Consider the following 19,336-nt stretch of genomic DNA (forward strand, 5'->3'; position numbering starts at 1 on the left):
CCTGAAATTTTATAGAATTTACCCTAGTGAAACTTATAAATTCTATAAAATGCACAAAAACCCAGACAGCAGGCATACCTAAAGTATGCCAAGCCGTCCGGGTTTCTCCTCGTCTCTAACCCATTCGATTCAGATTAAATCATTCTATCAAACTGCTTTGAACCGACTATATCACACTGGAAGACAAATGAAAAGGGCAAAAACAGGATCACGCTCAAATCGTTGTATGTTGCGCGCCTTCTGTATATCGGGCTAAAATAAGCCCCGAGGTTTCTTCGATCGATTTGCTCGTCACATCGATAATCTCGCAGCCGAGCTCCTTCATCACCTTCTCGGCGAAGGTCAGCTCCTCCAAAATCCGCTCTACCGAAGCATAGCGCGAGCCCTGCGGCAGCCCCATCGCCAGCAGCCGTTCCGAACGAATGGAAGCCAGCTTTTCCGGATCCATCGTCAGGCCGACAATGAGTCCGTCTCTTTTCGTCATCAGTTCCGCCGGCACGCTCATTTCCGGCACGAGCGGCAAATTGGCGGCACGAATGCCTTTATGCGCCAAATAAATGCACATCGGCGTCTTGGACGTCCGCGACACGCCAATCAGCACAATCTGCGCCAGCTGCAGGCCGCGCATATCTTTGCCGTCATCGTAATTTACCGCAAATTCCATTGCATCAATTTTACGGAAATAGTCGTCGTCCATCGTATAACGCAAACCCGGCTGCCGCTTGGGCGAATCATTAAACGTATCGATAAACGCTTGCATCATCGGCCCCATAACGTCGACAGCGCGAACGCCTCTTTTGACCGATTCTTCCTTCATCATCTCGCGCAGCTCCGGCTGAACGAGTGTGTAAGCGATAAACCCGCGGCACCTGGCCGCCTCTTCTACGATGTTGACGATTTCGTCTTCATTGCGGATATGACCGTACCGCTTTAATTTGATTTGATCGAAGGCAAACTGCCGCATAGATGCGCGGACAACTGTTTCCGCAGTTTCGCCAATCGCATCCGAACAAATAAATATTTGCCGATTGCTCCCTACTCCCAATGCCGGCTCCTCCCTATTCATGGATGTCATCCGCCTTTTCCAGCTGCTCCAGCATACGCCGCAAAATCGTCGTCTTGCCGATCCAGCCTACGACTTCACGCTCTGGAGACAGTACCGGCACACCGTCGAGACCATGAGCCAGCATAATGCGAATCGCTGTTTCTACTTGATCATCCGGGCTTACGGCTGCCATCGCCGGCAGACGCGACATCACCATTCCGACCGGCATCGAGCCTGCCTGCGAATTGCCAAGCGTCAGCTTCAACATATCTTTAGCGGTCACGATGCCCAGAAAACGCTTCTGATCATCGATTACGGTCAGCGTCTCTGCATTTTCCAAAAATAATGTAACGACCGCTTCATGCACCGATAGCGCTCCGGTCACAATTACGGGAATGCCCTGCACCTGCTTGACAGTAATGCCTGTCCAGCTTGATGCAGGCTGCTCTGTCTTGTTCAACTCGCTGGGGAAATAACCAACCTTCGGTTTTGCGCTCACGAGATTCAGCATGACGAGCAGCGATAAATCCGAGCGCAGCGTTGCCCGGCTAACGCCAAGCATCTCGGCAATCTGCTCGCCAGTAATCGGCGCATGCTTTTTGACGAGTTGTACGATCTCAAGTTGACGCGCGGTCAGTTCGATCTCGATCCACTCCCATTCCAATCATTGTTAACCTTCAGTTTAATGGTATCTATCCCATTCTACAAGAGGTTTAATCCATATTGCCGGCTCGAAACAGATAAGATTTGTTCGGCATGTAGTGGGTTGCCCGAATATGGCGGATCGTTTGTGTTTTTGCCCGCATGACGATAGAGTGCGTCTCTGCGCGCTGATCCGGCAAATAGCGCACGCCGCTCAAAAATTCGCCCGGCGTTACGCCAGTAGCTGCAAAAATTACATCGCCGCTGCCAATCATGTCATCCATATCCAGCACTTTGCGCGGATCGGCAATTCCCATCTCGATGCAGCGCTTGTATTCTTCGTCATTCGCCGGCATGAGTCTGCCTTGCAGCTCGCCGCCGAGGCATTTGATCGCTGCCGCGGCCAGTACGCCTTCAGGAGCTCCGCCAGAGCCCATATATAAATCGATCCCTGTTTCCGGGAAGGAAGGTGCGATCGCTCCGACCACATCGCCGTCGGACAAAAACTTGATCCGTACGCCAATGCTGCGCAGCGATTGGATCAATTGCTGATGGCGCTCCCGGTCCAGCACGACGACCGTCAGATCGGATACGCTTTTGCCCAGCGCTTCTGCCGCCTTCGCTATCGTGTTTTCCGGAGAATCGGTAATGCTGAGCTTGCCGCGCAGCTGCGGACCCACTGCCAGCTTCTCCATGTACATATCCGGAGCGTGCAGCAACTGCCCCTTCGGAGCAATCGCAATGACCGACAACGCATTGTTCAAGCCTTTGGCTACGATCTCCGTGCCTTCAAGCGGATCGACGGCAACGTCAACCTCCGGCCCGTCGCCTCCGCCTACTTTTTCGCCGATATAGAGCATGGGGGCTTCATCCATTTCACCCTCGCCAATTACGACAGTACCTTGGATCGATACGGTGTCAAACATCAGGCGCATAGCGGTCGTTGCCGCACCGTCGGCTTCATTCTTGTCCCCGCGTCCCATCCAAGGAGCGGAGGCCAGCGCCGCCGCCTCTGTCACACGCACAATTTCCAATGATAATTCCCGTTCCATACCTATCCCCACTCCTTATTGTAGGCATTATTTACTGTCATTACACCTTACAGTATCGTATGAAAGATTGTACTACTTAATTATTTATTGTGCAATATATGTTTATATGATACACATTATATTCACAATATTAGGTTCAGTCCATCCCATACAAGCAAAAAAATAGCTCTAAAAAGTCAATGCTAACTGACTTTTTAGAGCTATCCTGCTACAGTTTAATGATTTGTCCCGTCGCTTGCGATTCAAATGCCGCCAAAATCACCGCTAGCGATTTCATGCCTTCCTCGCCCGAAATGCTCGGCGGTGTACCGGTTACGATCGATTCAATAAAAGCATCGATTACACCGCTTGATTCCTGCTTCTCATTCGTCGAAATGGCGCCTACCTTGTATTTTTCCACCGTTCCGTTGCGCAGCTCGACAATGACCTGATCTTCAGGGTCGGTTCCCACCTTCATCACGCCATTTTCACACCAAAATACCGAGCTGTTATCTTCGCCTTTATAATATGTCCAGCTTGCTACCAGCGAGCCGATGGCTCCGCTTCTCATCCGGAGCATGCAATTGGCATTATCGTCTACTTCCGTGCCGTCCTTATGCAAAGTACCGATAAATGCCCCTACCTCTGCCACTTCATCCTGCAGCAAATAACGGATCAAGTCAGACTTGTGCACGCCCAAATCGCCCATCGCGCCCATAATCGCTTCCGGCTTGTTGAAAAACCAGCTCTCGCGGCCATCGACGCTCCAGCCCTCCGGTCCCGGATGTCCAAACGATGTGCGAAAGGTAAGCACTTTGCCCAGAACGCCCGAATCCAAAATTTCTTTGGCCTTCACATGCGGCGGCATGAGCCGCTGATTGTGGCCCACCATCAAATAGACGCCGTTTGCAGCTGCAGCCTCAATCATTGCCTGCGCTTCGGCCAAGGATGCGGCCATCGGCTTTTCCACCAGCACATGCGCTCCAGCGTTGGCGGCGTCAATCGACACCTGCGCATGCAAGGCGTTCGGCAAATTGACACTGACCGCATCCGGCTTCTCAGCAGCCAGCATCGCTTTATAATCTGTATATGCTTTCGCTCCATATTGATCTGCATAACGCTGTGCGCGCTCAGCGACAAGATCGACAAAGGCAACCAATTGAACATGAGGGTTTGCCGCATACTCCGGAATGTGGCGGTGCTTGGAAATCGAACCGCAGCCAATCACTGCTACTTTAATTGTTTTACTCATCCCCAGATAGGCTCCTTTACGAATATAATTATGACTAATCAGTTTATGCCCTCGACAAATAATTGTGCTTTACCCAGTTCAAGCTGTTCTCCACGCTTTGCAGCGGCGGATTTTGGCAATTATCCTGCTCAACGATCATCCACTCGACGCCTGCATCCGAGGCAGCCTGAAGCACTTGTGCAAGCGGCACCTCGCCTTGTCCAAGCTCAAGCGTAATCATTTCGCCCTGCTCGCCCTTCCTAAAATCCTTCAAATGAAGCAGCGGCAGGCGGCCTGCGTACTTGCCAATATAGGCTAACGGATCTTCGCCGGCAAATTTTACCCAGCATACATCCAGCTCCACCTGCAGTTGCTCAGGTGTCGTTGCCGAATAAATCGCATCGAACACATACTCGCCATTCAACTGCAGATGAAACTCAAAATCATGATTGTGATAGCCAAACTGCAGACCACTGGCGCGCACCTTTTCCCCGGCTTCCTGCAAAAAGGCGATATGCCCCTCCCAATCGGCCGTCGTTCCCCGCTCATTCGGATGGATCCACGGGCAGATCATATACTGGCCGCCAATCGCCTTCAAATAGTCGATCTCACCTTGCAGGTCAGCTTTGAGCTGCTGCATGCCGACATGACTGCCGATCACTTTAAGCCCAGTCTCCGCTAATAGCGATTTCATCTCCTCAACCGACAAGCCGCCATAGCCGGCAAACTCTACCCCTTCATAACCCAAAGCCGCTACCTTGCGAATCGTACCCGTAAAATCATTCGCCAGCTCATCGCGCAAGGTGTACAATTGCAAACCGATTCCCATTCTTCTCATTGGAACACACTCCTGCCATCATTTTCAAATCTTTATAGCCAATTTGATTACATCATACACTGAGTTGTTTCCAAATGACCATAAACGATATAATTACGACATCGACGATTTGGCTACCATTATTGAAGCGAGGGATGATGATGACATCGGCATCAGTCGTGCAAACATGCGGTTACTCCTATCATACCCAGCAATTCAGCGTGACCCATACGCCAGGGCTGACCTCCTATTTGCTTCGTCTGCAGACAGAAGGGATGAGCGAGGCCATTATTTTATCCCCTGCCATAAAAGTCCGCCTCTATCCCGGCGATTTGCTGCTGCTTGCCCCTGGAGCCAGCTATGAGCTGCATGTTTCGGCGCATCGCAGCGACAATCGCAATGAACCGGCGGCAGCCAGCGGGGATTACTATATTCATTGTACAGGAGAATGGATCGACGAATGGTGGCAGCGCTCGGCCAAACCGCCGCTTGTCCGCATCGATCCCGACGAGAAGCTGCTTGGGTTGTGGCGCCATCTCATTGTCGAGCAGCGCCGGCAGCCGGAAGGAAGCAATCAGGAGCTATGCGACTACTTGCTGCGCTCGATCTGCCTTTCTCTGGAGCGGGCTATTGCAGAGGCGCTGGCGCCGGCTGCTGCCGCCCCCTTTCCCGTTCTTCGCATGAAGCGCTACATTGAGGAAAATGCCTTATCCCGCTTCCGCATCGAGGAGGCGGCACAATATGCCGGGCTAAGCGTCTCGCGGGCCGTCCATCTGTTTAAACAGTATGCCGGGCAATCGATGATGGCGTATGCGACTGAAATCAGACTTTCAGCTGCGATCGAGCGGATGAAATATACGACGCGAACCTTGCAGCAAATTGCCGAGAACTGCGGCTTCGGCGAATATTCATATTTTCATAAGGTATTCAAGCGCCATTACGGCAGTTCCCCCGGCATTTACCGGCAAACGATGCGTCCCGATAATAGTGCGGCAGACGAGAGCGATTGAGCTGGCATTTTGTCCGGCAATTTCCGAAAACAAAAAGCCGTCTCGCGCAGCAGTTAACAACTGCTCCAAAGACGGCTTCATCGTATTATTCAGCAACAAAACGGTTCGTCAAGCTGCCGAGCTTTTCAATTTCAATCGTCACAACGTCGCCAGGCTGCAAGTAAACTTGCTTCTCAGGCGGGTAACCCATCACTACGCCTTCCGGTGTACCGGTCAAAATAATATCGCCAGGCACAAGCGTCATATGCTGGGAGATGTAGCTGACAATTTCGTCACAGTGGAAAATCATGTCCGATGTATTGGAGTTTTGGCGCACTTCGCCATTTACGATCGACTTGATTACAAGGTCGTTCGGATTGCCAACCTCATCAGCCGTTACAAGGTATGGACCGAGCGGGCTGAAATCGTCGCAAGTTTTGCCGAGCAGCCACTGCTGCGTGCGGAGCTGCAAATCGCGGGCTGACAAATCATTGACAGCAGCGTAACCGAAAACATAATCAAGCGCGTTCTCTTTGGACACATATTTGGCATCCTTGCCGACAACGATGACCAGTTCCGCTTCATAATCGAGCTTTTCCGTTACTTTAGGTACAGCTACATCCGCTTTATGTCCAGTCAATGTGTTGTTGAATTTATTAAAAAGAATCGGATATTCCGGAATTGGAGAGTTGGTTTCCTCAGCATGCTTGCGGTAGTTCAGGCCTACGCAAATAATTTTGTTCGGGCGGGTAACGCACGGCCCCCACTCAATCTTTTCTTCGTCAAGCACATACGCGGCATTGTCTGCCGGCAAGCTGTCAACATAAGCCTGCAGAGCGGCTACCGCCTCTTGTCCCCCTTCGATTACGGCCATTACATCTTGCGCCACTTGGCCTGCTGCCGGCTGAACGGACAAGGCAGCGGCAATATCGATAATGCCGGCGTCAGTTTTTACCCCTAATGCTTGCTTGCCATCTTGTACAATTGTTACGAGCTTCATGAAATGAGACCTCCTAAATATAGTTGTTGCGCAGATGCAAAAACTTCCTGCAGTTTGTATTATAACGTTCCTTCGGAATTTTGCATCCTTGCCGTTTACGCTTTTTTGCCGAATACAGCTCCGCCGTCAATATAGAGCGGTGAGCCCATCATGAACTTCGACTCGTCAGAAGCGAGGAACAGCGCTGCTTTTGCCACATCCTCCGGCCGGCCAAGCTCACCGCTCAGCTGACGCTTTCTGAGACCTTCATAGGCTTCCTCCGGATCATCGTAGGATTTGCGCAAATAGTCCTCAACGAAAGGCGTCATAATAGTGCCGGGCAGCAGCGCATTGACGCGGATATTGTAGTCCGCATAATCAACTTGCATCGATTTGGTCAGGGCCAGTACGGCGCCTTTCGTGGCAGCATAGACAGCGCGGCGGGCAAGGCCAATCTCGGCGATGCAAGAAGACATATTAATGATCGAACCGCTTTTGCGCTCCATCATATGCGGCAGCACATACTTGCTCGGTATGTAGACGCCGCGAATGTTCACGTTGACAACCTTGTCCCACAGCTCCGGCTCCAGCTCATGGAGCGCGCCGACGCCGCTAATGCCGGCATTGTTGAACAATACATCAATGCGGCCGTACAGCTTGATAATATCTTCCACCATGGCGCTGATCGCTGCAGGGTCGGTTACGTCCGCTTTACGATAGATCGCTTCGCCGCCAGCTGCGCGAATCTCGGCCGCGGTTTCCTCACCTTTTTCCTCCGACAAATCATTGACGATGACGGTTGCCCCTTCGCTGCCGAACAATAGCGCTGTGCTTTTGCCAATGCCCGAACCCGATCCGGTAATTAAAATAACTTTATCCTTCAGTCTCATAGCCTCTGGTCAACTCCCTCAAATATAAATTCAGCCGCAGCCGGCCTGCCGCTATTCCGCCAGCCGTTCAGCCAATTGCCGAATTTCCGCTTCCGCCGCATCCTTCTTTTCCGGCCAGCAATGGACCGGCATAGAGCAGCTGACCGCATAGACTGCCTTGCCTGACTGATTGAATACCGGAGCGGCGATGCAATTAAAGCCCATAACCGCCTCCTGCATGTCGTACGCCACCCCGCGCTCCCGGGTCAGGCGCAGTTCCTTGCGCAGCTTCTCCATATCCGTCAGCGTATAAGGCGTCAGCTGGCTCAACTCGCTCTCCTGCAGCAATTGCTCCATCCGCTCCTCGGCTTCGAAGGCGAGCAAAGCTTTGCCAAGACCTGTTGCATAGGCCGGAAAGCGCATTCCCGGCTCTGAAACGAGCCGCACCGGAGAAGGAACCTCCAGCTTTTCCAAATAGAGCACTTCCCAGCCGGCCAGCTTGGCCAGCTGCAGCGTTTCGCCGATCGTCGAGCGAACAATCGCTCCCTCCTGCCGAAATTGCGCTTTCACATCATAGTGCTGGGCAAATGAAAACCCGATCCGCGACAGCCCGCGGCCAATCGAGTAAGTGTCCCCGGTCTCGCGCTTCACCCACTCCAGCGCTTCCATCGTCTGCAGCAGCGAAAACATCGAACTTTTATTGATTTCCAATGTGCGCGACAGCTCAATCAGCTTGAAGCGCCCGGGCTGATCCGCGATCAAGTTCAGTACTGCATGTGCCTTCTCCAGTGCCGGCACCCAATATTTCGGTTTATCTGACATACGACTGTGAACCTCCATCCTTGTTGCCTGACAGTAAGTCCGCAGAACAACATGCCGTGGTTTATTATACAGAACTAATTCTCAAATAATAAACCTAATCTCATTATAACGAGCGCTGCGCCCCCCGGCAAGCAAAACTAAGAAAAATCTCCCTAATATTAATATCAGGAAGACTACAAGGGGGCCATGATCTATGAGGTGCAGGATCGCGCTCCAATGACTTCCCACGCTGCCTCCGATATGTTAGGATCAAGAGATAACGAACGAGCCTGCATATGGAGGTAATTTGCCATGCGTTTTATCGACAACCGGGGCGTCACCGACCCCGCTTTTAATTTAGCTTTAGAAGAATATGCACTGCGCAATCTCCCGATGGATGACAGCTATTTGCTGTTTTATATTAATGAACCCTCCATCATCATCGGCAAAAACCAGAATACGATCGAGGAAATCAATCAGGAATATGTGCGCGATAACGGCATTCACGTCGTGCGCCGCCTGTCGGGCGGCGGAGCGGTCTATCACGATCTGGGCAACCTTAATTTCAGCTTCATTACGAAGGATGACGGCAATTCCTTTCATAACTTTGCCAAGTTCACCCGCCCTGTCATCGATGCGCTGCATAAGCTCGGGGTAAACGCCGAATTAAGCGGACGCAACGATATTCAAGTCGATGGCCGCAAAATTTCCGGCAATGCCCAATTTGCCAGCAAGGGGCGAATGTTCAGCCATGGCACCCTGCTTTTTAATTCCGCCATGGAAAATGTCTCCTCCGCGCTGAAAGTCAAGCCGATTAAAATTGAATCCAAAGGGACAAAATCGGTACGCGGCCGCGTGGCCAACATTTCGGAGTTTTTGCGTGAGCCGATGACGATCGAACAATTCCATGCTGCCCTGCTGCGCGAGCTGTTCGGCGGCGCGGACGGCGAGGTTACTCATTATCCGCTGACAGATGCGGAGTGGAGCGCCGTTGCCAAGCTCGCTGAGGAGCGCTACCGCAACTGGGACTGGAACTACGGACGTTCGCCAAAATGCAACATTGAGAATATCCGCAAATTCACCTCCGGCATCATCGACGCCCGGCTGGATGTTGAAGACGGACATCTTGTCGGCATTCGCCTGTTCGGCGACTATTTCGGCGCCCACGATGTCACCGAGCTGGAAGAGCTGCTTATCGGCACGCGCTATGAAGAAGCGGCATTACGCTTGAAGCTGGCCTCTGTCGATCTTACACGCTATTTCGGCAAATTGAGCGAAGATGAGTTTATCAACCTGCTGCTGCTGCGGGATTAAGAGCTTCCGGTAAAAGGGAGCTAATTGTTCCGAGATAGGCAGAGCAAATGCTGCACAAAAGAGTTAATTTCACAATTCGAAACCCTTGGTATTACTGACTTTTTTACACCTAAAAAAGGAGTTACCTCCCCAAATCTCAAAAGTTTGCAGACGGCACCAGGCCGCTTAAAGCTACCGCTCGCTGCTCTTTTTGAGCTTTGACGCTAACGAACCTGACAACTCTTATTCGGCTCAAAATGAGGCTGTTTGGGCTCTAACGAATCTACCGATCGTTAATCACCGAAAATCGGCGGCTTTCTCTCCTTTTTCCCCGGAATAACGTGTTTGAGATTCGTTACACGCTGAAAAAGGCGATGGATAGGCGAATAGCGTGTCTGTGATTCGTTAGCCCCAACTTGTCAGAGCTGTTATTATGAAATTGACTCCAAAATGCAACATTTGACCCCGAATTCTGCGGTATTGGCTGAAAATATTGTACACTCTGCAACAATCATCACTAATTTAAGCTCCCTGAGGAGCAGATTGTTGCATTTCATACAACAATTCAGGGAATACTCGTTCCCACTTTGGAGTTTGTTGCACAAACTACAATATTTGAGCTTATTTTTCCGTTCAACCGAACGACGCTGAGAAGGACTAGGTTATTTTTCCAGATCTTAGTTATTTCGCAATCGAACAAACGGACCATCATTCCGTTATCTGTGAACAATCGTGCCAAAACAACAGGGCTGCGGACCTTGCGACGTCACGAAAAAACCGTCAGAAGCCGTCTCACAAGCAGCAAGCAGCTGCTTTGTAAGACGGCTTCTTTTTTGCTTCACTTGCCAATCATATAGTCGATACAGGCCTTCGCCAGCCTTCAGCCAGCGGCGGTTTTTGCGCATGACAATCCCCATTATCCGTAAATAATAAACCTTATGCTGCAATAATGCGCATTCTGGGCGCCTCTGGCTCTGTAATGGATGTTTTTTGCCGTTTGTCCTCCGTTTTGGCGTGTTTTTAAACCGCAGCTTCACTTTACATGGCAGCGCTTTTGTGAAAGTGTTGCCGAATCAAACGCCAGCCGATTTACTTGCTGCGCCACCTGTACTACAATGAAAGATACTTGAAAGATGTGGAGGCTCTACAATGGATTACATTATTTTGGATATTGAATTTAATGGCCGTAAATTCGCCAGCGATAAACCGATGGAAGTCATTGAGATCGGCGCCGTTCGACTGGATGCTCAGCTGCAGCAGATCGATGAATTTGCAGCCTTTATTAAACCTGTTTATTTTGCCAAGCTGAACGACTTCATTAAGAAAAAGACCGGCATCCCGCAGGAAGCGATCGATAGTGCCGCCCGCTTTCCGAAAGTGATCCAGGATTTTATCGGATGGCTGAACCGCAGCGAATCATTCATTCTGTTTACTTGGGGCGGGGAGGATATGAAACGGATCGTATTTGATACCCGTATGCACAAGCTTGATGATCAATACTGGCTGCAAGTAACGTACTACGATTTGTTAAAAGGCTTTTTGCGCGACCGCAAGCTGACCAACGATGTGAGCGTGGAGGGCGCGCTGGCCGAGCTTGGAATTCCAGCAGAAGGATCTGCGCATCGCGCCTTGGATGACGCGCGTATGACTGCTGAAGTTTTCAAAGCGATATTTGAGCGGCTAGATTTCACCTATGCCCAGCACTACAAAGATGTGTATTCTAACGCCAAGGAACGCCGCCTCGTGAAACAAGCTATTCGCGGCATGCGCTCCCAAAAAATCACACCAAACTGGGAGCTTCTTGTCGAGCATTATTTCAAGAATAAGCCGGCCATGCAGGACCCTCGAAAGTTGGCCGAGCTGCAGCAATACTTTGAGCGTGAAATCAATAATCGCGCTGAATCCTCTCCTTCCCGGCAGGAATAAACTTTTGGATACGCCGCTTGCAATTGTCACAACCAAATTCATGCGGCATCCCCCCTTGCTTCCGCTCTTACTCCTATATTCTTCCGCCATCATTTTGCCAAATGGATGACAAATATGCGACACATCCCTTGTGAAAATAATCACATTAACTTTGTATAATAATAACAGCAACATCCCATCTTAACTTATATTAGGAAAGGAGCCAGCCTATGGACCGAGGAAAGCTGCAAGAAAAACGGCTTATCCTGCTATGTTCCGTCGTCGCCATCGTCATGCTGTTGTCATTAACCCGTTACTTATTCTAAAAAGGAAGGATATGAGCCTGTGCTGCTTAACGGATATGATCCAGTCATCTACAGCCGCATTTTGACTTCATTTACTTTGGGCTTCCATATTATTTTTGCTACACTCGGGGTCGGCGTTCCCATGATGATCGCCCTGGCGGAATGGATGGGAATTAGACGGCGTGATCCGCATTATTTGCTGCTGGCCAGAAGGTGGACGCGCGGATTTGTCATAACGGTAGCAATCGGCGTCGTAACAGGAACTGCTATCGGACTCCAGCTAAGCCTGCTTTGGCCAAGCTTTATGCGCGTTGCCGGACAGTCCATTGCACTGCCGCTGTTTATGGAGACCTTTGCTTTCTTTTTTGAAGCCATCTTTCTTGGCATCTACTTATATACATGGGACCGTTTTAAAAAACGGACGGTTCATCTCTGGCTGCTGATCCCGGTCGTTGTCGGCTCCTCCGCTTCCGCTTTTTTCATTACAATCGTCAATGCCTTTATGAACGCCCCAGCCGGCGTCACGGTGCAGAACGGCAAAATAACCGATATCGCTCCATTTGCCGCAATGCTCAGCCCCGCCATGCCGACCAAAGTCACTCACGTTCTTGTAACCGCATATTTGACCTGCGCTTTCGTGCTCGCAGCTATAGCAGCCTGGTCATTACTGAAGGGGCGCAATCATGTCTACTATAAAAAAGCGTTGAAGCTGACAATGGTGTCCGCCTTCGTCTTCATTATTGCCAGCGCCGTAATCGGCGATCTATCCGGCAAATATTTGGCCAAATATCAGCCTGAGAAGTTGGCGGCGGTGGAATGGCATTTTGAGACCTCCACTCAAGCCCCGCTTGTTTTTGGCGGTGTTCTCACGGCCAACAACGAACTTAAATACGGGATAGAAATCCCGTTTGCGCTCAGCATCCTCGCTCATGGCTACCCGAATGCCGAAGTGATCGGTCTCAATGATATACCGGAGGATGAACGACCGCCACTGTGGATTCACTATATGTTTGATATGAAAATGGTGCTTGTCGCCATCATAACGCTTGTAGCTGCCCTCTATATGCTTATGCTATGGCGCAAACGCGGGCTGAGCAGCAAATGGCTGCTCCGAGCGATCATTGCTGCCGCACCGCTTGCGATGTTAACAATCGAGCACGGCTGGATTTTTTCCGAGGTCGGGCGCCAGCCGTGGATCGTCCGCGGAATTATGCGTACAGCCGAAGGGGCGACAGTTTCCGGCCATGTAGATACGATGCTTATTTTATTCAGTGCGCTCTATGTCCTGCTCGGTATTACCGCTGTCCGCGTCTTAACGAAAATGTTTCGCAACCATCCGGTTGAAGCAGAGCTTGAAGCGCAATTAAAGAAAGGGGGAAGTGGAGAGTGAGCTACGAAGTACTTGGCATTACAGTGTTATGGCTGTTTCTGTTTGGCTATCTTATTGTTGCTTCGATCGACTTCGGTGCCGGGTTTTTCAGTTTTTACAGCCATATTACCGGCAAACGCCATCTGATACACGGCATTATCGAACGCTACTTGTCGCCTGTATGGGAAGTGACGAACGTATTTCTCGTCTTTTTCTTTGTCGGCATTGTTGGCTTTTTCCCCGACACTGCCTATTATTTAGGTACTGCCCTGCTTGTCCCTGGCAGTGTAGCGCTCATCCTGCTCGCTATTCGCGGTTCCTACTACGCCTTCAATACGTACGGCTCGCGGAGCAATATTGTTTATATGTTCTTGTACGGGGCAAGCGGACTCCTTATCCCTGCCGCCCTGTCGACCGTACTGACGATTTCCGAAGGCGGCTATATCCGGACCGATACGAACGGCCAATTGCTTTTTATGTACCGCAAACTGTTCACGAGCACCTACTCCTGGGCGGTCGTATTGCTGGCATTAGTGAGTGTTCTGTACATTTCAGCGATGTTTCTTTCCTACTACGCACACCGAGCTAATGATCGTCCGGCTTTTGAAATCGTGCGCCGTTATGCACTCGCTTGGAGCGGCCCGACGATCCTTTGCAGCCTGCTTGTCTTTTTTGCCATCCGTCAGCATAATCCGGAGCACTTTGAGCGGATGATCGATCTCGCCTGGATGTTCGTAGCCTCCTTTGCCTGTTTCCTGGTCGCCATTTACTTGGTCTGGGCCAAACGCCGCCTTGGGCTGTCGTTCATCTTTGTCATGCTGCAGTTCGGGTTCGCCTTTTTCGGCTATGGCGCAGGACATTTGCCTTACATTTTATACCCGTACGTAACGGTATACGACAACTTTACAAACGAGCCGATGGCTTTGGCGCTAATAACCGTCTTCATACTCGGTTTGATGCTGCTCGTTCCGTCTCTTTATCTGCTCATGCGGCTGTTTCTGTTCGATGCCAAATATGTGCAGGGCAAGCGCGGATAACCGTGCAGTCTCTATGACACAGCAATCTCGAAAGGTGGTTAACATCTGTGGCTGACTTCTTTCTCTTGTTTGTTGCTCCGTTTCTAGTTGTAGTGCTCGCCGTTGGCGGATTGTTTTTTTGGGGCGGCTATACGTCCAAGTGAAGTGATCATGATCATTGCGATGCATCCTTACACACCGTGCCGCTTGCGGTACTCGAGCGGAGACAAACCGTTCCATGCCTTGAATACCCGGTTGAAATTCCGGACGCTTTGATACCCTACCCGCTCCGCTACCTGATAGACCGGAATCGTCTCCTCCATCAAAATCCGCTTCGCATGCTCGATGCGGATTTCAGTTACATATTCGGTATACGTTTTCCCGACCTCGCGATGAAACAGCCATGAAAAATAATCGGCATTCAGATGGACAGCACTCGCTACGCCGGCAGCCGTCAGCTCTTGATTGAAGGACCGCTCAATCAGTTCCTTCGCCTTGCGGATTGCCGGATCGGCCGTCTCCTTTTTCGTCTCGCGGTCAAGCTTGAATACGATCAGCCCCCGCTCCTTTCTGGCCTGCATCTGCAGCGCCTGACGGCGTGAAGACGGAAACTCCGTTACATCCCGCAACAGGCAAAAGGAGGCCATACAGCTTGCTTGCCCGTACTGCTCCCATGCGTCGAGCAAGCCGGCGGCCAGCTCGACGCAGCCCTGCCGAAAGGTCTCCTCCTCCTCGCCGTCCACAGCTTTCATAATGATGATTACTTCCCGGCCGTTTTCCCGGCATACGGTTGCGTTTGCGCTGCTCAAGAAATCCTTGGCGAATAAGTAAAGCGGCAGCTGGAAGGATGGCTCATCGGCAACGATGGTGAGCACCCCGATATAAGGCACATTCGGATAAACGCCTAACGTAGTCGCACAATCGTACATTTCGCCAAGCGAGCTGAATTCCCCCTTGAGCAGCAGATGCAGGCGATAATGATCGGCAATGACCTCTGTCTCTGTACGCTGGCGCTGCAGCTCTCCTTCTGCTCGCCACAGCTCCATGACCTTCCGCACCATCTCCTGCAAATCCTCGCGTTTGACCGGCTTCATCAAGTAATCCAGACAATTCAATTGAATCGCCCGCCTCGTATATTCAAAATGGCTGTAGCCGCTAATAATAATCGCATGCAAATCAGGATTGGTCTTGCGGACTTCCAGCAAAAATTGCAGGCCGTCCATACCCGGCATATGAATATCAGTCACGATCAGATGAATGGGCTGCTCCTGCAGGAGGCGCATCGCTTCCTGCGCGCTGTCCGCCTGCGCTACCTCCACCCAGGCAGGCACGCACTGCTCGATGATATAGACCAGGCCGTTGCGTACTACCGGTTCATCATCCACTACAACAATCCGATGCATGCTCACTTGCCTCCTTTTCTTTGCACAACCGCAGCGGCAAATGCACCACCACCTGAAATCCTCCGCCAGGTGTGCCCTCCACTTGCAGGCCATACGACTCGCCGCACAGCAGCCGTACCCGCTCCTGCACATTGCGCAAACCAGTATGCGACGATTTACGTTCCTCTTCCTGTCTGCGCAGCTGTTTGGCTTGAAGCCCCTGCTCCGCCTGCTCGAACTGCAGCCATTCCCGCACTTCCAATAGCCGTTCTGCGGACAGCCCTTTTCCATTGTCGCGGATTTGAATAATTAGCTGTCCCTGATGAGCCATTACCCGAATGGCAATTTTCATCGCTGCGCCGTTAAAACCGTGCTGCACTGCATTTTCCACTAACGGCTGAAAAATTAGCGGCACGACACAAGCATCCATCACAGCTTCCGGTATATCCAGCTGTACCTCGATCCGGTTGGCAAACCGGATCTTCTGCAGCTCCCAGTACACTTGAAAGCCGTGAATCTCCTCATGCAGCGGAATAAGCTCCGATTGGTGCCGCAAGGTCATCTTGAAGAAATCGCCCAAATAGCCGATCATCTGCGCCGTTTCTTCATCCTCGTTCATAATGGCCATCATATAAATGGATTCGAGCGTATTGTATAGAAAATGCGGATTTACCTGCATCCGCAAAGAATCGAGCTGCGCCTGCTTGCGCTTTAAGGCCAGCACATGCGTTTCCTCGATCGTTTCGCGCAGACGCTGCGTTACTTTAACAAAGTGGGCCGTTAATTGGCCGATCTCATCCTTTCGCTGGTCTTGCGGCATTTTCAGCATCAAGTCGCCTGCACCGACCTGATTTTGCATTTTCCATAATGTCAGTACAGGGCCGGTCAGCCTAAGCACGATCCACCCATAAAAAATACTGGCCAGCAGCAGCGCACAAACCGCAATAATTAAAATATACAGTTTAATTTTATCGATCTCTTTATTCAGCACCTCAATCGGCACTTGATAAAACACAAGCCAGCCAGAATAGGCAGAGGCGCGGGCGGCCATCCAATACCCCTCAGCCGTACGCGTCGCTTCTCCCGGCGTATTCAAATAAGTGTGCACCAGCCGGTCCTGCTCATCCCCGCCTGACAGGACAGCCTGGCCGTCCATCGTGTAAATGCCCAGCTTTCCTTCCGGGTACAGCTGCACATTATCCCGTATGGCAAGCAGCCGGTCGAAATTGAAATCAATCGAAATAACCGCTAACGGCTGCTGCTTCTCGAAGCTATTGATCATTCGCGATACAGAAAATACATAGCCCGGATTGTAGCCGATCTGCTCCTGGATATGGCGCGGCGTAAGCGTCATCCGCCCCTCATTGATTACGGCATTCTTATACCATGGCGCTTCCAGAGGCTTGAAGCCCGGATTCATGGCCGAATTGCGGGATACAACGAAAGGCTGCCCAGAGACCGGATAGAGAAACACCCCTTCCGTATCTCCGCGCAACGAGATCATTTGCCGCAATACATTGTCCACGTAGGAGCTGTATGAGTACGACGCGTTATTAAAAAAATACTCCTTGTTCCGCAGCGGAACCCCAGAGCGCAAGCCCTCCAAAATATCAAGCAACTGCTTTTCATAGTAGGGCTTTTGCGTCAAGGCTTCCAGCTGTGAGATATAGTTATCGATATTGTCGATCGTTTGCCGCAGCACTTCCGAAGTCGTCGTCGAAATGTGATCGTACAGACTATTCCGAAAAACGTGATATGATGTTAAACTAACTGCGCTTAACGGGAGCAGCACCAGAATAAGGAACGAGAATAGCAGCTTTTTACGAAGCGATAAAGTTGGAAATTTAGAAAAAAATGCCGTCATCCTCAACCTCCCTCCCGATGCTGTTACAACATGCTGTGAATTATCATATTAGCCTTTTATCGCTCCGCTCGCAATCCCTTTGATGATATAAGATTGCAGCGACAAATACGCGATCAGGTTCGGCAGCATAATTAAGACAATTAACGGAAAAATCGATGCCCAGTCCTTCGTATAGAAGCTGACATAATTGTAGAGCATCAATATGACGGTCTGTTTGGAAGCGTCCTGCAAATATAATAATGGGCCGAGAAAGTCATTCCAAATGCCCAGCGTCAGCAAAATAACAGCTGTCGCCGTAATCGGCTTAAGCAGCGGAAAAACGATCCGCACAAACAATTGATAGACGGAGCAGCCGTCGATGCTCGCGGATTCCATAATCTCTTTCCCTACCGTACCCAAAAATCCCGTATATAGAAACACCAGAAAAGGAAGCTGTCCGGAGGTTGTTATTAAACAGTACCCAACATACGTATTCGTCAAGCCCAACGTGCTGGCCAGCTTATAGAGCGGGATCATACCGAGCAAACCGGGAATCATAATGGACGAAATTAAAATAAAGAAAACGATTTTGCCAAGCCGCCCGTTATTCAAATGAATCGCAAACGACATCATCGAGCTTAGCACGATCGAGGCTGCAATAATAACTGCCGTAACAAAAATCGAATTGCTGAATGACAGAACAATTTTGGCTTCGCCAATTACCCGGGCGTAATGCTCAAAGGTAATCGATTTGACAAGCGAAAACGGGCTGGCGCTAAGCTCCTGAAAACTTTTCAGCGAGCTGTTTATGACCAGAAACACCGGATAGGACATTATGAGCGCGAACAGCCATGCCCCGGCCTCCAGCGAAAAAGTACGGTAGCTGTATTTCATCGTAAACGATTCTCCCTTCTGCGCAAATAGCCGAGCAGAACGACGGAGACAAGCATGACGACAATAAAGTTCACGACTGCTCCCGCGGAAGCGTAGCCGACTTGCCCTGCGCGCAAGCCTTGTACATAGAGGAAGTAGCTGACCGTAGTCGTAGAGCCTGCCGGACCGCCTTCCGTCATCGTATATACATAATCGAACACCTTCAGCGCGTCAATCGCTGTCAATACTGTCGTAATGGTTACCGCCGGCGCCAGCAGCGGAAACGTGACATGACGGAACGTCTTCCAGCCGTTTGCCCCGTCCAATTGCGCCGCTTCTTTCAGTTCTGTCGGAATGGTTTGCAAATTAGCGAGGAAAATGACCATCGACTTGCCGGCAAACTGCCATATATTAACCGCCGCAATCGCATAAAGTGCAGTTGATGGATTGCCGAGCCACAGCTCCGTCAAATGATTTAGGTGCAGCGCGCGCAGCAATGAATTGAAAGATCCTTCCGGATCGAATATGCGCATCCAAATATAAGACACAACGAGCATACTGAGTACAGCAGGCGCAAAAAAGATCGTACGCAAAATATTTTTGCTCTTCAAGCCCGTATCAAGCGCCAGCGCTAAAATCAATCCCAGCAAATTCAAAAAGATCGTGACGACAAGGGCATACATCAACGTATTGGATAATGCCGGAACAAATTTATCGTCGGTCAGCAAATATTCATAGTTGGACGTGCCGATAAATTTCGGAGGCGACAAGCCATCCCAATTCGTAAACGAATAATAAAAACTGCTTATATTCGGGTACATAAAAAAGAGCAGGAACAAGAAAAAACCGGGAAACAAAAACAGTCCATAAAATAAAGGCTTACCTTTTCTCAGCAGCATAATCTCGTCTCCATTTGCAACCCGGTGGCTGCTGCCGCAGCTTTTAC

Annotated in this window: 19 protein-coding genes; 6 read left to right on the forward strand and 13 right to left on the reverse strand. The window is 50.6% G+C overall.

Annotated features, from left to right (window positions below; all coding sequences use genetic code 11):
* Window positions 1–214: 214 nt before the first annotated feature.
* From ACFQ0N_RS10640 to ACFQ0N_RS10660, 5 genes are all read right to left on the reverse strand, one after another.
* Complete coding sequence (locus tag ACFQ0N_RS10640) at window positions 215–1,066, reverse strand: pyruvate, water dikinase regulatory protein (protein WP_379325682.1); 852 nt, start codon at window positions 1,064–1,066, stop codon at window positions 215–217.
* Window positions 1,059–1,709: a CBS domain-containing protein gene (locus tag ACFQ0N_RS10645; protein ID WP_379325684.1), complete on the reverse strand. Its 651-nt coding sequence runs from the start codon at window positions 1,707–1,709 to the stop codon at window positions 1,059–1,061. Before ACFQ0N_RS10645 ends, ACFQ0N_RS10640 begins: the two co-directional genes overlap by 8 nt.
* Before the next feature lie 49 nt (window positions 1,710–1,758).
* On the reverse strand, window positions 1,759–2,739 hold the full coding sequence (glpX, locus tag ACFQ0N_RS10650; protein WP_379325686.1) for a class II fructose-bisphosphatase: 981 nt from the start codon (window positions 2,737–2,739) through the stop codon (window positions 1,759–1,761).
* Between the two features lie 208 nt (window positions 2,740–2,947).
* Window positions 2,948–3,970, reverse strand: coding sequence for a Gfo/Idh/MocA family protein (locus ACFQ0N_RS10655; protein WP_379325688.1), 1,023 nt, complete (start codon window positions 3,968–3,970; stop codon window positions 2,948–2,950).
* A 43-nt stretch (window positions 3,971–4,013) separates the two neighbouring features.
* Window positions 4,014–4,787, reverse strand: a complete 774-nt coding sequence (locus ACFQ0N_RS10660; RefSeq protein WP_379325690.1) for a sugar phosphate isomerase/epimerase family protein — start codon at window positions 4,785–4,787, stop codon at window positions 4,014–4,016.
* A 140-nt stretch (window positions 4,788–4,927) separates the two neighbouring features.
* Between ACFQ0N_RS10660 and ACFQ0N_RS10665 the strand changes: the two genes are divergently transcribed.
* Window positions 4,928–5,776: a helix-turn-helix domain-containing protein gene (locus tag ACFQ0N_RS10665; RefSeq protein WP_379325692.1), complete on the forward strand. Its 849-nt coding sequence runs from the start codon at window positions 4,928–4,930 to the stop codon at window positions 5,774–5,776.
* Window positions 5,777–5,861: 85 nt separating this feature from the next.
* Here ACFQ0N_RS10665 and ACFQ0N_RS10670 read toward each other — a convergent pair whose 3' ends face one another.
* The 3 genes from ACFQ0N_RS10670 to ACFQ0N_RS10680 form a co-directional block, all read right to left on the reverse strand.
* Complete coding sequence (locus ACFQ0N_RS10670; protein ID WP_379325694.1) at window positions 5,862–6,755, reverse strand: fumarylacetoacetate hydrolase family protein; 894 nt, start codon at window positions 6,753–6,755, stop codon at window positions 5,862–5,864.
* Window positions 6,756–6,850: 95 nt separating this feature from the next.
* Window positions 6,851–7,624, reverse strand: a complete 774-nt coding sequence (locus tag ACFQ0N_RS10675; RefSeq protein WP_379325696.1) for an SDR family NAD(P)-dependent oxidoreductase — start codon at window positions 7,622–7,624, stop codon at window positions 6,851–6,853.
* A gap of 51 nt (window positions 7,625–7,675) precedes the next feature.
* Entirely contained in the window at window positions 7,676–8,425 is a 750-nt protein-coding gene (locus tag ACFQ0N_RS10680; RefSeq protein WP_379325698.1) for an IclR family transcriptional regulator, read from the reverse strand.
* Window positions 8,426–8,716: 291 nt separating this feature from the next.
* Between ACFQ0N_RS10680 and lplA the strand changes: the two genes are divergently transcribed.
* Entirely contained in the window at window positions 8,717–9,718 is a 1,002-nt protein-coding gene (lplA, locus tag ACFQ0N_RS10685; RefSeq protein ID WP_379325700.1) for a lipoate--protein ligase, read from the forward strand.
* A 695-nt stretch (window positions 9,719–10,413) separates the two neighbouring features.
* Here the strand turns inward: lplA and ACFQ0N_RS10690 are convergent.
* Entirely contained in the window at window positions 10,414–10,602 is a 189-nt protein-coding gene (locus ACFQ0N_RS10690; protein ID WP_379325702.1) for a hypothetical protein, read from the reverse strand.
* Between the two features lie 244 nt (window positions 10,603–10,846).
* Here ACFQ0N_RS10690 and ACFQ0N_RS10695 point away from each other — a divergent pair, with 244 nt between their 5' ends.
* The 4 genes from ACFQ0N_RS10695 to cydS all read left to right on the forward strand — a co-directional run bounded on the left by ACFQ0N_RS10695 (window position 10,847) and on the right by cydS (window position 14,456).
* Window positions 10,847–11,623, forward strand: coding sequence for a 3'-5' exonuclease (locus ACFQ0N_RS10695; protein WP_379325704.1), 777 nt, complete (start codon window positions 10,847–10,849; stop codon window positions 11,621–11,623).
* Window positions 11,624–11,947: 324 nt separating this feature from the next.
* On the forward strand, window positions 11,948–13,297 hold the full coding sequence (locus tag ACFQ0N_RS10700; protein WP_379325706.1) for a cytochrome ubiquinol oxidase subunit I: 1,350 nt from the start codon (window positions 11,948–11,950) through the stop codon (window positions 13,295–13,297).
* Window positions 13,294–14,313 (forward strand): cytochrome d ubiquinol oxidase subunit II, encoded by a 1,020-nt coding sequence (locus tag ACFQ0N_RS10705; RefSeq protein WP_379325708.1) that lies wholly within the window; start codon window positions 13,294–13,296, stop codon window positions 14,311–14,313. The genes ACFQ0N_RS10700 and ACFQ0N_RS10705 overlap by 4 nt, the downstream gene beginning before the upstream one ends.
* 47 nt (window positions 14,314–14,360) lie before the next feature.
* Entirely contained in the window at window positions 14,361–14,456 is a 96-nt protein-coding gene (cydS, locus tag ACFQ0N_RS10710; protein WP_379325710.1) for a cytochrome bd oxidase small subunit CydS family protein, read from the forward strand.
* A 27-nt stretch (window positions 14,457–14,483) separates the two neighbouring features.
* Here the strand turns inward: cydS and ACFQ0N_RS10715 are convergent, their stop codons facing one another.
* Genes ACFQ0N_RS10715 through ACFQ0N_RS10730 form a run of 4 tightly spaced genes read right to left on the reverse strand, consistent with a single transcriptional unit; the run spans window position 14,484 to window position 19,289 of the window.
* Window positions 14,484–15,695 carry a response regulator transcription factor gene (locus ACFQ0N_RS10715; RefSeq protein ID WP_379325712.1) on the reverse strand — a complete coding sequence of 404 codons (1,212 nt, stop codon included), beginning with the start codon at window positions 15,693–15,695 and terminating at the stop codon, window positions 14,484–14,486.
* The gene (locus ACFQ0N_RS10720; protein WP_379325714.1) at window positions 15,670–17,538 is read right to left on the reverse strand and encodes a sensor histidine kinase; all 1,869 of its coding nucleotides are present in this window, start codon (window positions 17,536–17,538) and stop codon (window positions 15,670–15,672) included. The genes ACFQ0N_RS10715 and ACFQ0N_RS10720 overlap by 26 nt, the downstream gene beginning before the upstream one ends.
* Before the next feature lie 48 nt (window positions 17,539–17,586).
* Window positions 17,587–18,411 (reverse strand): carbohydrate ABC transporter permease, encoded by an 825-nt coding sequence (locus ACFQ0N_RS10725; protein WP_379325716.1) that lies wholly within the window; start codon window positions 18,409–18,411, stop codon window positions 17,587–17,589.
* Window positions 18,408–19,289 (reverse strand): carbohydrate ABC transporter permease, encoded by an 882-nt coding sequence (locus ACFQ0N_RS10730; RefSeq protein WP_379325718.1) that lies wholly within the window; start codon window positions 19,287–19,289, stop codon window positions 18,408–18,410. Before ACFQ0N_RS10730 ends, ACFQ0N_RS10725 begins: the two co-directional genes overlap by 4 nt.
* Between the last annotated feature and the right edge of the window lie 47 nt (window positions 19,290–19,336).

The sequence above is a fragment of the Paenibacillus sp. GCM10027626 genome, from assembly GCF_042676285.1.
GTDB lineage: Bacteria > Bacillota > Bacilli > Paenibacillales > Paenibacillaceae > Paenibacillus_Z.

Bases quoted from the DNA above. Each gene is read 5' to 3' on its own strand.
- ACFQ0N_RS10640 (WP_379325682.1), bottom strand. From the start codon at position 1,066: ATGAATAGGGAGGAGCCGGCATTGGGAGTAGGGAGCAATCGGCAAATA.
- glpX (WP_379325686.1), bottom strand. From the start codon at position 2,739: ATGGAACGGGAATTATCATTGGAAATTGTGCGTGTGACAGAGGCGGCG.
- ACFQ0N_RS10655 (WP_379325688.1), bottom strand. From the start codon at position 3,970: ATGAGTAAAACAATTAAAGTAGCAGTGATTGGCTGCGGTTCGATTTCC.
- ACFQ0N_RS10660 (WP_379325690.1), bottom strand. From the start codon at position 4,787: ATGAGAAGAATGGGAATCGGTTTGCAATTGTACACCTTGCGCGATGAG.
- ACFQ0N_RS10665 (WP_379325692.1), top strand. From the start codon at position 4,928: ATGACATCGGCATCAGTCGTGCAAACATGCGGTTACTCCTATCATACC.
- ACFQ0N_RS10670 (WP_379325694.1), bottom strand. From the start codon at position 6,755: ATGAAGCTCGTAACAATTGTACAAGATGGCAAGCAAGCATTAGGGGTA.
- ACFQ0N_RS10675 (WP_379325696.1), bottom strand. From the start codon at position 7,624: ATGAGACTGAAGGATAAAGTTATTTTAATTACCGGATCGGGTTCGGGC.
- ACFQ0N_RS10680 (WP_379325698.1), bottom strand. From the start codon at position 8,425: ATGTCAGATAAACCGAAATATTGGGTGCCGGCACTGGAGAAGGCACAT.
- lplA (WP_379325700.1), top strand. From the start codon at position 8,717: ATGCGTTTTATCGACAACCGGGGCGTCACCGACCCCGCTTTTAATTTA.
- ACFQ0N_RS10690 (WP_379325702.1), bottom strand. From the start codon at position 10,602: ATGCGCAAAAACCGCCGCTGGCTGAAGGCTGGCGAAGGCCTGTATCGA.
- ACFQ0N_RS10695 (WP_379325704.1), top strand. From the start codon at position 10,847: ATGGATTACATTATTTTGGATATTGAATTTAATGGCCGTAAATTCGCC.
- ACFQ0N_RS10715 (WP_379325712.1), bottom strand. From the start codon at position 15,695: ATGCATCGGATTGTTGTAGTGGATGATGAACCGGTAGTACGCAACGGC.
- ACFQ0N_RS10720 (WP_379325714.1), bottom strand. From the start codon at position 17,538: ATGACGGCATTTTTTTCTAAATTTCCAACTTTATCGCTTCGTAAAAAG.
- ACFQ0N_RS10725 (WP_379325716.1), bottom strand. From the start codon at position 18,411: ATGAAATACAGCTACCGTACTTTTTCGCTGGAGGCCGGGGCATGGCTG.
- ACFQ0N_RS10730 (WP_379325718.1), bottom strand. From the start codon at position 19,289: ATGCTGCTGAGAAAAGGTAAGCCTTTATTTTATGGACTGTTTTTGTTT.